The organism is Methanococcus mangrovi (genome assembly GCF_054506835.1).
The window spans coordinates 574,908-587,963 of sequence record NZ_CP197114.1; the positions used below are offsets into that span (position 1 = coordinate 574,908).

Annotated in this window: 16 protein-coding genes; 7 read left to right on the top strand and 9 right to left on the bottom strand. The window is 31.7% G+C overall.

All coding sequences use genetic code 11. The features are described from left to right. Positions 1–6 precede the first annotated feature (6 nt). Positions 7–951 carry a malate dehydrogenase gene (locus ACS5L2_RS03085; RefSeq protein ID WP_459202300.1) on the bottom strand — a complete coding sequence of 315 codons (945 nt, stop codon included), beginning with the start codon at positions 949–951 and terminating at the stop codon, positions 7–9. Between the two features lie 203 nt (positions 952–1,154). Here ACS5L2_RS03085 and ACS5L2_RS03090 point away from each other — a divergent pair, with 203 nt between their 5' ends. Then, entirely contained in the window at positions 1,155–1,358 is a 204-nt protein-coding gene (locus tag ACS5L2_RS03090; RefSeq protein ID WP_459202301.1) for a hypothetical protein, read from the top strand. Between the two features lies 1 nt (position 1,359). On the opposite strand, the gene ACS5L2_RS03095 is transcribed toward ACS5L2_RS03090, so the two are convergent. The 3 genes from ACS5L2_RS03095 to ACS5L2_RS03105 are packed head-to-tail and all read right to left on the bottom strand — an operon-like array spanning position 1,360 to position 4,335. Then, the gene (locus ACS5L2_RS03095) at positions 1,360–1,776 is read right to left on the bottom strand and encodes an archease (RefSeq protein WP_459202302.1); all 417 of its coding nucleotides are present in this window, start codon (positions 1,774–1,776) and stop codon (positions 1,360–1,362) included. 2 nt (positions 1,777–1,778) lie between these two features. Further along, positions 1,779–2,798 (bottom strand): RNA 3'-terminal phosphate cyclase, encoded by a 1,020-nt coding sequence (rtcA, locus tag ACS5L2_RS03100; protein WP_459202303.1) that lies wholly within the window; start codon positions 2,796–2,798, stop codon positions 1,779–1,781. A 4-nt stretch (positions 2,799–2,802) separates the two neighbouring features. Continuing rightward, the gene (locus ACS5L2_RS03105; RefSeq protein ID WP_459202304.1) at positions 2,803–4,335 is read right to left on the bottom strand and encodes a carbamoyltransferase C-terminal domain-containing protein; all 1,533 of its coding nucleotides are present in this window, start codon (positions 4,333–4,335) and stop codon (positions 2,803–2,805) included. A gap of 158 nt (positions 4,336–4,493) precedes the next feature. Between ACS5L2_RS03105 and ACS5L2_RS03110 the strand changes: the two genes are divergently transcribed. The 3 genes from ACS5L2_RS03110 to ACS5L2_RS03120 all read left to right on the top strand — a co-directional run bounded on the left by ACS5L2_RS03110 (position 4,494) and on the right by ACS5L2_RS03120 (position 7,432). Next, a complete protein-coding gene (locus tag ACS5L2_RS03110) occupies positions 4,494–6,257 on the top strand; it encodes an acetolactate synthase large subunit (RefSeq protein WP_459202305.1) in 1,764 nt (587 codons plus the stop codon). A 13-nt stretch (positions 6,258–6,270) separates the two neighbouring features. Next, on the top strand, positions 6,271–6,780 hold the full coding sequence (ilvN, locus tag ACS5L2_RS03115; RefSeq protein ID WP_459202306.1) for an acetolactate synthase small subunit: 510 nt from the start codon (positions 6,271–6,273) through the stop codon (positions 6,778–6,780). A gap of 199 nt (positions 6,781–6,979) precedes the next feature. Continuing rightward, entirely contained in the window at positions 6,980–7,432 is a 453-nt protein-coding gene (locus ACS5L2_RS03120; RefSeq protein WP_459202307.1) for a hypothetical protein, read from the top strand. 16 nt (positions 7,433–7,448) lie between these two features. Here the strand turns inward: ACS5L2_RS03120 and ACS5L2_RS03125 are convergent, their stop codons facing one another. Continuing rightward, complete coding sequence (locus tag ACS5L2_RS03125; protein WP_459202308.1) at positions 7,449–8,420, bottom strand: bile acid:sodium symporter family protein; 972 nt, start codon at positions 8,418–8,420, stop codon at positions 7,449–7,451. 175 nt (positions 8,421–8,595) lie between these two features. On the opposite strand from ACS5L2_RS03125, the gene ACS5L2_RS03130 reads away from it, so the two are divergent. Together ACS5L2_RS03130 and ACS5L2_RS03135 are read left to right on the top strand one after the other, a co-directional pair. Further along, entirely contained in the window at positions 8,596–9,120 is a 525-nt protein-coding gene (locus ACS5L2_RS03130) for a hypothetical protein (RefSeq protein ID WP_459202309.1), read from the top strand. A gap of 1 nt (position 9,121) precedes the next feature. Beyond that, positions 9,122–9,982: a tyrosine-type recombinase/integrase gene (locus tag ACS5L2_RS03135; protein ID WP_459202310.1), complete on the top strand. Its 861-nt coding sequence runs from the start codon at positions 9,122–9,124 to the stop codon at positions 9,980–9,982. A gap of 692 nt (positions 9,983–10,674) precedes the next feature. On the opposite strand, the gene ACS5L2_RS03140 is transcribed toward ACS5L2_RS03135, so the two are convergent. Together ACS5L2_RS03140 and ACS5L2_RS03145 are read right to left on the bottom strand one after the other, a co-directional pair. After that, a complete protein-coding gene (locus ACS5L2_RS03140; RefSeq protein WP_459202311.1) occupies positions 10,675–11,076 on the bottom strand; it encodes a hypothetical protein in 402 nt (133 codons plus the stop codon). A gap of 42 nt (positions 11,077–11,118) precedes the next feature. Further along, positions 11,119–11,457: a hypothetical protein gene (locus ACS5L2_RS03145; RefSeq protein ID WP_459202312.1), complete on the bottom strand. Its 339-nt coding sequence runs from the start codon at positions 11,455–11,457 to the stop codon at positions 11,119–11,121. 125 nt (positions 11,458–11,582) lie between these two features. Here ACS5L2_RS03145 and ACS5L2_RS03150 point away from each other — a divergent pair, with 125 nt between their 5' ends. Next, positions 11,583–12,317, top strand: a complete 735-nt coding sequence (locus tag ACS5L2_RS03150; protein WP_459202313.1) for a tetratricopeptide repeat protein — start codon at positions 11,583–11,585, stop codon at positions 12,315–12,317. Positions 12,318–12,461: 144 nt separating this feature from the next. Here the strand turns inward: ACS5L2_RS03150 and ACS5L2_RS03155 are convergent, their stop codons facing one another. Together ACS5L2_RS03155 and ACS5L2_RS03160 are read right to left on the bottom strand one after the other, a co-directional pair. Continuing rightward, entirely contained in the window at positions 12,462–12,695 is a 234-nt protein-coding gene (locus ACS5L2_RS03155; protein ID WP_459202314.1) for a hypothetical protein, read from the bottom strand. 223 nt (positions 12,696–12,918) lie between these two features. After that, the gene (locus ACS5L2_RS03160; protein ID WP_459202315.1) at positions 12,919–13,053 is read right to left on the bottom strand and encodes a hypothetical protein; all 135 of its coding nucleotides are present in this window, start codon (positions 13,051–13,053) and stop codon (positions 12,919–12,921) included. Positions 13,054–13,056 lie beyond the last annotated feature (3 nt).

Sequence of the window (13,056 nt, forward strand, 5' to 3'; positions counted from 1 at the left end):
CATGAATTAAATAGATTCAATCTCTTTACAGTACCCTTTTACAAGTTCAAATGATTTTTTAAACCCTTCAATTTCGTCATCGTTCATTTTCATATGAATTACTTCTTCAATTCCGTCTTTACCTACCTTTACGGGAACTCCTATACAGGAACCTCCTTTAATCCCTTCAATTTCATCTTCAATGTATGCAGAAAGGGTTAAAAGTCGTTTTTCGTCATGTGCGATACACCTTACAATATTCACAATAGCAGATGCAGGGCCGTATTCTGAACCGTTTTTCAAATCTATAATTTCTTTTCCGTAACCTTTGATTTTTTTGAGGATGTGGTCATACGGGAAATTTTCGTATTTTGGAAGTCTTATTATTGGAATTCCACCAACCGCAGTTGCGCTGATTAATGGAACCATACTGTCCCCGTGTTCTCCAACAATCCTCGTCCTAACATCGTCAATGTGAACTTCAAAGTATTTCGCAACAGCTACTTTAAATCGCATCGAATCAAGGTGTGTTCCAAGTCCGAAAACCTGATTTCTTTCGTATCCACTTTCGATAAACGCTTTATATGTCATCATGTCAACAGGATTTGAAACCATGAATATTTTCGTATCCCCTGCATTTGAAATTTTTTTCGCATAGTTTTTTATAATCTTTGCATTTTCACGCATTAAGTCGATTCGAGACATATCTCCAGTTCTTGCAAGTCCTGCGGTAATTATCGTGACATCTGAGTTTCCTGTACACGATAAATCATCGTCATTACATATTTCGATGTTGGTGTCCTGACCAGCAGCTGCCATTGCATCATAAAGGTCCATTCTAAGTCCTTTTAATTTATTCACGGAACTATTTCTGGCAATTAAATTAATATTTTTTATATAGCTTTCCTTTGCTAAAAGCAATGATAAAACACTTCCGATTTTGCCTGAAGCCCCGATAATTGATACTTCCATAGTTTCACCCTTGCCGTTAAAAACAATTCCTATATCGACCTCTATACATATATATCTAACCGAATATGGGAGTTCATTAATACTATTTTCTATAGAAATTTATATATATGATAATAATATATTTTAAATTAGTATTATTATAATCATAATTTATTAAAATTAATATTACAGTACATTAATTAAGACAATTTCGAGGTAATTTTATGAAATCAACTCAAGAAGAACCTGAAATGGATAAATTAGCAGTTGAAATGCTGTTAAAAGCTCCTTTGATGTCAAAAGAAGAATTGGATGAAACCCTGTTTACTTTAAGAAAAATGGCAATTAAAAAGTCTGGTCGGAGAAATGCAAGATTTATCATGGATTCATGGGCAGATACTGCATACAACATGTCCATGAAATGTTGAGTTATAAATCTACAATAAACTTTGTTTTCCAACAGTTTTCATCCTTTTTTATTTCCATTTTGTGATAAGTAATTGCTTTTACTTCTTCTTTTGGTTCGTACTTATCTTTTGAGTACGTATCTCCAAAAGCAATGCAGTTTAATTCGTAACATTCATTTTTCTCGATTTTTACGTCAAATTCTGAAAATATTAACAGTTCAGAATCATGAAGTATCAAAAGTTCTGTTAAGAAGTCGTATAACAGCCCAAGAAGGTCTTCTGAAATAACTTTAAACGAGCGCTTTTCTACTTTTTCAATTGATTCAATATCAACCATGATATTTGATAGGCCTCTTGCAGAATTTTCAAAAGATTCTTCAAGAGTTTTTCCAAAAGCAATTATTCCAATATCCGCGGTAGTTTCAAAATATGTATACATAACTAAACACCTTTGGTTGATATTACATATCCTTTTGCACTGTTTTTTGAGTATTCTTCGATATTAAATTTAACGTCGAAGAATTTTTCTACAACATAAATATTTGTCAGGGTATGGTTTGTAATTTTCGAAACGCCGATTTCAATGTCTGAAAAAGGCATAAATGGAATTATCTGGTCAGCCAAATGCGAATCTATTGCCATTTTTGTATTTAATTCTTCAATTAAATTTTCAGAGGCAATTTTTCCAACTGTTTCGGATAAAAGCCCCTTTTTTCCAAGACAGTCTGAACCAACGTAATTACTGAACAAAAATATTCCAACTCCAGAACTTTTCCCTTTCGTTTTTTCAAGCCTGATTTCCGGGTAAAAACCGCTATTTAATAATATATCGCTTGCAGATTTTCTTATTCTTTTTGAAATGGTTTCATCGAGGTTTTGGTTAAAAATAATTCCTTTAATATCGATATTTTCATTTTCAATTAATTCATAAGAAATGATTTTTGAAGGCTTCAACGTTATTTTAACAGTTCCTCCACCTTCAGGGAATAATCCACGGTTTAATACTGATAATTCCGAATTAATTCCAATATTTTCTAAAAATTTTAAAGTTATATTTTTAATATAGTCAATTGGCGGTGAAAATTCTACATTAGTTCCACCGATCAGTGTAATTTCGACAGGTTTGTCTATTGCAAGTGTAATTGGAAGTATTGACTGAATAACAAGAGAAATGCTTCCTGCAGTTTTAATATCTATTTCAAAATTTTTAGCAGTAATTTCTTTAGGGTAAAAAACCAAGGTTTCAGAGCCTTTTAAAAGACCTTCAACTTCTGCATTACAGATTTTTGAAACTGCATTTACACATGCGATGTGCTGGTTTGATAACCCTGGATTTTTTCTATTTTTTCGAATATTGATGATTTTAACTGGTTTTTTAGTTATTGCAGAAAGAGAAACTGCGGTTCGTACAATCTGTCCCCCACCTTCGAGATAACTTCCATCAATCGTAATCATAAACATTCTCCTAATTAATTTTTTCAATCAAATAATTTCCAAGTAAAAGCACATCCCCGACATATTTAAACGAGTTTATGGCATCAATTTCACTGCAAACAATTGGTTCACCATGTAAATTGAAACTGGTGTTTAAAACTGCAGGAATTTTTGTTGAATCGTTTACAAAATTAACAATATTATAATACGTTTCATTAAATTCTTTCTTCAACGTCTGAGCTCGCGTAGTTCCATCAACATGAACGGTTCCTTCAATATCCTGTTTTTTAGATTCAAAACAATCAAAGAGCATGGTCATGTAAGGACTGTATGTTTTGTTTTTTAAATAAATTTCAGAGTATTCATCAAGAATTGTTGGAGCATAAGGCATAAATGAATTTCTTTTCAGAGTTTTTGCAAGTTTTTTCGCATTTTCATGTGTGGGAAGTCCTAAAATGCTTCTATTTCCAAGAGCACGCGGTCCAAATTCCATTTTTCCTCTCGAAACGCATACAAGTTTATTGTCTGAAATTAATTGGCCAACATACTCTGAAATATCTTTTTCTTCGAGATACTGAACTTTAAAATTTTTTAAATCGACAATTTTTTCAACAGTATAATTATCGATTTCATAACCCAAATATGTATTTTTCAAATCAAAGTTGTGGTTACTGTTTAAAATTGACGATCCAATTGCTAAACCCTCATCTCCAGTAAATGGGGGAACATACAGCTGATTTACAAAGTCCTGATGAATTATTTTTTTATTTAGCTTGACGTTCTGTGCAACTCCGCCGCTAAATACGACGTTTTCAATTCCCGTTTCTTCCACAAACTGTTTTAAAAGTTTTAAAACAACCTCTTCTAATTTACTTTGGGCAAACGTTGAAATTTGAATATCGTAGGACCTATTTGGGTTTGAATAATTTAATATTCTTTTCAATGCTTTTGTTGATTCAGAGCCAATTACTCCAAGATAATTCTTAAAAGATTTAGTTTTTTCATTATAATCAATAATATCAAGATTAATCGTGGAATCATTCGTTTCAAAACTTGAAAGACTCATAACTTTTCCTTCGTCTTCCATTGGTTTAAACCCAAGCAGTTCAGTGATTGACGCGTAAAAATCCCCTACTGAATTAATTAAATCACTCTGAGCAATAGTTTCTATTTTAGAATCTTTTCCAATAGATACTGTTGACGAAAGTCCATCTCCTCCACCATCTATTGTTAATATCAGGCATTCTTTAAAATTTGATAATTTGTAGCTTGCAGCGTGGCATAAATGATGATTAAAATAATACATTGGGATTTCTAATTTTTCCTGGAGTAATTTAAGTTTTTTTAGTCTTTCACCCTTTCTAAACTGCCCTCCAATAGTGATGAGGGATAGTTCATCTATTTCATTTACAAAAGAGTTTAGCCCGTAATTTATGGAATTTTCAGGGTATCCTCTAAAATTCTTTTTTCTTGTAAATCTTTCTTCACTTGCAGCATAGCGGATTTTTTTTTCATCGATTAATGATGCACTTGAATTGTGGCCATCGCAAATACCTAAAATCATAAATTTCACTGATTAATTTAATATATGGTGGACGAGAGATAATTCGGACAGGTAAATTTTACAAATTTTATGTTTTCATAATATTTATATAAGATTTTGAGTTAATAAAAAGAAACGAATTAATTTTAAATCTATTACGTCTTATTCTTGGTGATCTCATGAAAGGAGCAGAGGCTATGATGAAGGCCTTAGAAGCAGAAAATGTAAAAGTCCTTTTTGGATATCCTGGGGGCCAATTACTTCCCTTTTACGATGCACTTTACCACAGCGACCTTGTACATATTTTAACGAGGCACGAACAGGCTGCAGCACACGCGGCTGACGGGTATGCAAGAGCAAGTGGGGATGTTGGAGTATGTGTCGCTACATCGGGCCCAGGTGCAACGAATCTTGTTACGGGAGTTGCAACAGCACACGCGGATTCTTCCCCTGTAGTTGCATTAACAGGACAGGTTCCAACAAAATTAATTGGAAACGATGCATTTCAGGAAATTGATGCACTTGGAATCTTCATGCAGATTACTAAGCACAATTTCCAGATTCAAAAAACAAGCGAAATTCCAAAAATATTCAGAAAAGCATTCGAAATTGCAAGAACCGGAAGACCGGGTGCAGTTCATGTCGATCTACCAAAAGATGTTCAGGATAATGATTTAGATTTAGAAAAATACCCAATTCCTGCTGAAATTAACCTTCAGGGGTATAAACCAACGAAATTTGGACACCCTTTACAGATAAAAAAAGCAGCAGAGCTGATGAAACTTGCACAAAGGCCAGTTATTATTGCAGGCGGCGGAGTTCAGATTGCAAACGCAACACCGGAACTTATAAAATTGTCAGAATACGCTCAAATCCCAGTATGTACTACTTTAATGGGTAAAGGGGCTTTTCCTGAAGAGCACCCACTTGCACTTGGTTTGGTGGGGATGCACGGAACACAGGCTTCAAACTATTCTGTTTATGAAAGCGATGTTTTAATTGCAATAGGATGCAGGTTTTCAGACCGGATTACGGGAGACATTTCGACTTTTGCGCCAAATACAAAAGTAATCCACATAGATATTGACCCTGCAGAAATTGGAAAGAATGTTGGGGTAGATATTCCCATCGTGGGAGATGCAAAAGCAGTTTTAAAGGATATATTAATTCATTTAATGAAAAAAGAACTAACTAATAAAACAGAATGGATGGAAAATGTCAAAAAACTTCAAAAGAAGTCCCTTCCTATAATGGAGTTTGACGATACACCAATAAAACCTCAAAAAGTTATCAAAGAAATGATGGCTGCAATTAGAGAAGTTGATCCAAATTTAACAAATACTGTTCTTACAACGGATGTAGGCCAAAACCAGATGTGGATGGCACACTATTTCCAAACAAGTGCTCCAAAATCATTCATTTCATCTGGTGGACAGGGTACAATGGGCTTTGGATTCCCTGCAGCAATTGGTGCTAAATTTGCAAGACCTGATGCAAACGTAATTGCAGTAACCGGGGACGGTGGATTTTTAATGAATTCACAGGAACTTGCAACGATTGCAGAATACGAAATCCCTGTTATAGTTGTAATTTTTGATAACAGGACTCTTGGAATGGTTTACCAGTGGCAAAACTTGTACTATGGAAAGCGACAGTGCGCAGTACACCTTGGAGAAACGCCTGATTTTATAAAGCTTGCAGAAAGTTATGGAATCGATGCTTTAAGGGTAGAAAAACCTGAAGATATTAAAGAAGCATTTAAAACTGCATTAAATAGTGGAAAACCATATTTAATTGATATTTTAATCGACCCGGCAGAAGCACTGCACATGGTACCTCCTGGAGGAAACATGACAAATATATTATTCCCGGAAAGACAGGAGCCAACTCCAAAAGCTCAATGCTTTAGCGAAATGAAAAAAATACTTAATCCTAAGGTCTAATCGGGTGATTATCATGGAACACAAACACATCATTTCAGTTTTGGTTTTACACAAACCGGGTGTACTCCAGAGAATTTCTGGATTATTTACCAGAAGATGGTTTAATATTTCAAGTATGACTGTTGGAAGTACTGAAAACCCGGATGTTGCAAGGATGACAATTGTTGTTCAGGGGGACGATACAGTACTTGAACAGGTTGTAAAACAGTTGAATAAACTTGTAGAAGTCATAAAAGTAACTGATTTAAACAGTAACAAGTCTGTGCAAAGGGAACTCTGTCTTGTAAAGGTTTATGCGCCAACTGAAGACAGCAAATCTCAGGTAATCCAGTATGCAAACATATTTAGGGGAAAAATCATCGATTTAAGCACTGAAACACTTACAGTTGAAATTACCGGGGACGAACAAAAAGTCAACGCATTTTTAGACCTTATCAGGCCAATGGGAATCAAAGAAATCGCAAGAACAGGACTCACTGCACTTATGAGGGGTTCTAAAATCTTAAAATCGAATAAAGCATAATGATTACATTTAATTTAACTACTATTTTTTCTTTTTATTTTATATAATGCTCAATTAATCTTTTAATTTAATTTTAAAGACTAAAATATCCAAATACTATATATCAAAGGATAGTGGATATATTATTTAATGCTTAAACTTTTGGATGATTTTATTCTCTTAATTGTAATTATTTTGTATAATTTTCGGGGTGGTGTTTATGAATGGCGAGGATATCGAAACTAAAAATTATTATTCAAAAGCACCCTTAAACCAGATATGGGAAAATATTGTATCGAGAAACCACCCATTTAAAAAAATATGTGTCTACGAGGAGTGGATGTGTGAAAAAAACGATATTTCGATGAATACAATAAATGCGTACTTTTCAAAGTTATGTACTTACGATACAGTAATGTTTCAGGATATAAATTCTGAAAAATTGGGGATTTATAAAGTTAGAATACCGTATGGAAACGATAAAATTGAATTAATATCTGAATTTAGGGAAATTGATATTTTGGATAAACTATCGAGATTATTTTATGGTTATTTTAAATTAAACGAAAAGAAAATACCCTCAATTTTTTGGGGGTTTGAAGATGATTGGTTTAGGGTATATGTAAAGCCAGAAAATTTTTCAGATTTAAAAGAATTTTTAAATAATTTGTAAAATTAAATACTTTAAATCAAATTATTCTTTTGACTATTTTTTTATCTTGTTTGGACCAGTAGTTTGCCAAGATTGGCCCTGTAATATTGTGCCAGACGCTAAAAATTGCTCCTGGAACTGCTGCAAGGGGGCTGAAGTAAATTGTTGCAAGTGCTACAGCAAGTCCAGAATTTTGAACCCCGACTTCTATTGTAACGGCTCTTGATTTTTTTTCATCCATTCCAACGAGTTTTGTTCCGAGATAACCAAACAAAAGGCCAAGTGCGTTGTGAACGATTACTGCAAGCAAAACGATAAATCCTGAAGATACTATTTTTTCTGAATTAACCCCAATTATCGCACCAACAATTAAAACAATTGCAACAACCGATAAAAGTGGTAAAATCTGCCTTATTGAATCGATTTTTTCTCCAAAAGAATTGTTAATAATTACTCCGAGAATTACTGGAATTAATACAATTTTTACAATTGATAAAAACATCGAGTATGCTGAAACATCTATCCATGCTCCTGCAAGTAAAAGCACAATTATTGGGGTTATTAGCGGTGCAATAACTGTTGAAAATGTCGTAATTGCAACTGAAAGTGCAACGTCTCCTTTTGCAAGGTACGTTATCACGTTTGATGCAGTACCTCCCGGACACGCACCAAGTAAAATTACACCTATTGCAAGTTCTGTTGGTAAATGAAATAATGTGACTACCAAAAGAGCAAATAGGGGCATTAAACTAAACTGTAAAACAGACCCAAAAACTACGTCAATTGGTCTTTTTAAAACTGTTTTAAAATCATCTTTATTTAGTGTCATTCCCATTCCAAACATGATAATTCCAAGAAACAGGGAAATGTGGGGCAGTGACCACCCAAATATACGAGGATTAAAAAAACCTACAATTGAACCTAAAATAACTAATACTGCAAAATAATCTTCTGAAAATTTTGTAAGTTTCCAAAGAGTCTTTTTTAACCAAATAGACCCCGTATCCATAAACATCACCAAAATCACAAATTCGTTTTTCGCCGTAATTTATTCTATATTATGCCTAATTTTAGATATTATTATATATGATTATACCCTTAAACTGATACCCTTATGGTATCAATTATATACAATGAATTATAGAGTTATTAACAACGTTTTTATTTATATACTGGGTGGTTTTTTGATACGAAGGAACATTAATTTTGATGATGAAAAAGACCTTGAAGATTTTAAAAATATGGCAAAAGAATTGGGTTATACATCACTTTCAAGTTTTGCAAAAAATTCAATGAAATTTATGCATTTATATAAAACTCGAAATGATGAAATGCTTACTAAAATGGATGTAATTTTGGCTAAAATGGAAGATGTGATGACTACCACTGAAAGTTCGTTTGAAAGATTTGAGAAAAAAATTGATGATTCATTTGAAAAATTTCTTGAAGCTCCAACAGATTCAGAATTTAAAGAAGTTTATGATAAATTAATTAGAGTTTTAAGTAAAAATCCCGATATCTGGATGACTTACGAAGATTTTAAAATTAAAACAGGAATTGAAGGCAATGTCAAACAGGAAGAAATTTTACAAAAAATAATCATGGGTAATATTGAATTTAAGGCAATGGTTGAGCGAAAGGGTAGGTACTTTAGAGCACGAGATGAAGCTTTGCCGATGGGGGATATAAAATATGTGGTGAGGGATTAGTTTGGATGGGAAATCGAAAGAACTTGTTGATAAATATATAAAGTTCTGTTCTGGTTTGAGTGAAACTACTCTTGTAAATTATAAATCTACAATGAATATCGTTTTAAATTATTATGAAGATGACGTTTCATTTGAAAATTTAACAATAGAAGATATAATTGAATTTTTTGAAGTGTATGAAGCTTCGAGAAATACAAAAATATACCGTTTAAGGTCTTTAAATCGGTTTTATGAATGGGCCAATAAACATAGACATATTACGGGTAATCCAGTTAGAAGTTTTTTAAACACCTTGAAACCGGATAAAAAAGAAAGGGATTATTTGACTCAAAGGCAGTCAGAAGAATTGATTAGAAGTATAATTGATATTAATTTCTATATATTTACCATGTTTTTTATTAAAACAGGGGTAAGGGTTTCAGAATTTCAGAATATACTACTTAATGATGTAGATTTTAATGAACAGACAATATTTATACGTGGTGGAAAGGGAAGAAAAGACAGATACGTGTTTTTTGATTCAGAAATGGGAATTAATTTAAAAAGATGGCTCCGGGAAAGGGATATTTTAAAACCAAAAGCACCGAATTTGTTTTTAAATCGGCGTGGTAAGGCAATCGGAAAATCTTCTATAACGCATTATATTAATTATTTGAATGACGTTTATGGAAATAAGATTAATAAACGGATTACTCCTCACATACTGAGACATACATTTGCAACTTTATGTGTAGATAAAGGAATGGACTTAAGAACGCTGCAGGATATTTTAGGTCATGAAGACATAAAAACAACTTCTATTTACCTCCATAAAAATAAAGAGAGCTTGAAAAGAGAGTATTTAAGGATTATGGGAAAATAAATTTTAAATTTCTTTTTAAATTTGGAATAACTGTTGAAAAGAGCGTTTTATTTTAACGTAGTATCGTAGTATATATACTGTGTTATCAGAGTATATATAGTCTGTAAACATCTTTATATATTCGTAAACAAATATCTTCATCTATAAGTTTCCCAGACTTATGAATCATTAGATATTTGCTTTTTTTATTTAATTAATTGTTTTTATTAAAAGTAGTAATATCACATAAAAAATCTTCAAGATGACACTTGAACGATTGCGGTTTTCTTTTTTGTTATTTTCATCAGTTGTTTCTTCGACGTTTATTGAAATTTTTCTTTTCATATTTTTTCCTTTTTATATTCATTTTTTCACCTTTCCACCTTTTTTCCGTGTTTCATCGGGTCTTTAGTTTTATTTGAATATATTTTAACTAAAGACGTATATTAGTTATATTAATACTACCATATATTTGTATTGATTTTGAATTCGAGCGGTGCGTTTATAATATATATTTTTTAGGTAGTATTATACTACAAACGTTTCTTTTATGGGTTTTAGTTATTACCGTATAAACTTTATATATTTTCTACGGTAAAAATAATTAAATAATTAAAGAATTAATTCTTTTGAAAAACGAGTTGATATTTTATTTAAAATTTTGTGCAACAACACTTTAAAAAATAGTATATTTTAAAAAAGAAAGTCAAAACTTATTCAAAACTCCAGTTTCCAAAATAATCTATTTTCCATTCATCATCTTCAACTTTATAGTAAGTGCTTTCAAAGATGATGAATATTGGAGTATCATTTTCAATCAGATTCTTTTCAATTGCATCTTTCCTTAAAGAAATTCCAGTTTTATTTATAAATTCGGACTGTTCTTTATCAGTTAAATTTCTAAATTTATCATTAAAAGTTACCCAGAGCCTGAAAGTTCCACTTTCTTCCATTCCACCGCCGATACCGCCAAGATATGTACGGTTTGAGGGGTAGGGAAGTACAATTTTTTCCGAGTCGTTGGTAGGAGTTTCATAAAATGAATTTTGTGCAAAAAATCCGACAACCGAGAAAATTACAACTAAAACAATGAGTATTTTGTGGGTATCTTCCATTTTATTCACCGTTTAAACGTAAAAATTAAAAATAAAAAAGGTTTAGCTTGTTGTAACCGATACGGTTCCTTCTTCACTATATTCTGTATCAAAAGTAAATACAACGTATTTAGAAGCTCCTTCATCCATGTAAACTGTCTGTTTTTCTGAAAAAGTTCTGCCTTTATTTGAATTGTAAACCGCTTTTACGGTTACATCCCCTTCATAACCATGATTTTCTAAAAGTACCGTTACTTTATCAACAGTATTTAGCCCATCAAGGGTTTTTGCAGTAGTTACAGATACTACTTCTGGGTCAGGTCCTATGATTCCTGCACATCCGCAGGTACTTACCAAAACCGCTATTGCAGTACAAATTATTAGTTTAGATATAAATTTCATACCCGATCACTCGTTTATATTTGCTAATTAGCCTGAAAATTACTCCTGATTAAAGGAATGGATATCCATTTATAAAATAAAATATAAGATATTTGTGGTTTAGTCGAGGATTAAGGGGTCATGTCATGAAAAAAATTGTTATTTTATGCATTATTTTAACAGTTATTAGTTCAGGATGTATATTTCCCGAATTAGATTCTATAAGTTGTTATTCAAAAGCACATTCTTACGAAGAAGAGGGTAGATACGAAACTGCGCTGATATATTATGATAAATCTATTGAACTGTGGCCGGAAAATATTAAATCCAGATACAACAAAGGGGTATTACTTGTTAATCAGTTCAAGGACTATAACGGCGCTTTAAACTGTTTTTCAGAAGTATTGGAACTTGATCCTACTAATAAAGCTGCACTTTATTCAACAGGTATCTGTTATTATTTAATGGGTAATTACAGTGAATCCATAAAATATTACGATAGAGTATTGGAACTATATGGTGATGATACTGATGTATTGATTAGTAAGGGAAAAACACTTGAAAAAATGTATGAATATGAAGATGCAGTCGAGTGTTATAATTTGGCACTTAAAAATGACCCTGAAAATGTAGGCGTTTGGTTATCAAAAGCAAATATATACAGACATCGGGGAGATTTAAACGGTGCTTTAACTTGCTACAATGAGGTTTCAATAATTAATCCTGAGGATACATATTCCTGGAAAGGAAAAGCTGAAATCTATGAAGAAATGGGTAAGTATTCAGAAGCAATAAACTGTTATGATGAATATCTAAAAATAGACCCGGATAATGATTATATCAAAGGTCTTAGAAATGAATTAATTAGAAAATACACGTAAACACTATAAAAAATCGTTAAAGCCTAACAAATACTGTGATACAATTAAATGTATTCTTAAAAAAATTAATACATCACTAAACCTTTCTTTTTTCAATCAAATCTAAAAAGAGTAATTTAATGTATATTAATACTTAATTTGTCTTCATTTCATGATATATTCTGTAAAAATAATTCCTAAAATTAAAACTGTCATCGATATTCCAAAAAGACTCTGTAAATCAGGAACTAAATCAACCCAGTACGGTATTATGTCACATCCTGTATAATAACATAGATTTAACATTAATGAAAGAGCAAATATTGTCAAAAAAACGGTAAACATTACATAAGAAATGTTTCTTTTGAAATACTGTTGAACACCTTTTTCTATATCCATTTTAGGCCCCCTTAAGTATACTCACTTTACCTCATTAAATAAAAAAATAGCATATTATTTTTTATTAAAAATCGTATATATAATTTAACTGTTTAATCGTGGATTTTATTAAAAATTTAAAAAGAGTAATTTAAAATTTAAGATGAGAATGGTTATTAAAATTTATCGAAGAAGGTTATTTTAAAATTATGTTAATATTGGCAATTAAAACTATTAAAATTGATTATTGGACAATTGTATCTTTGTTTTCGTTTCTTTTTTTAAAATATTTACCGATACCAATAGATACAGCATATAGTGTTAAAACTGCTAAAATAATGCTCATTGCGATAATAAAGAGCCAATTTAATATATCCATTAT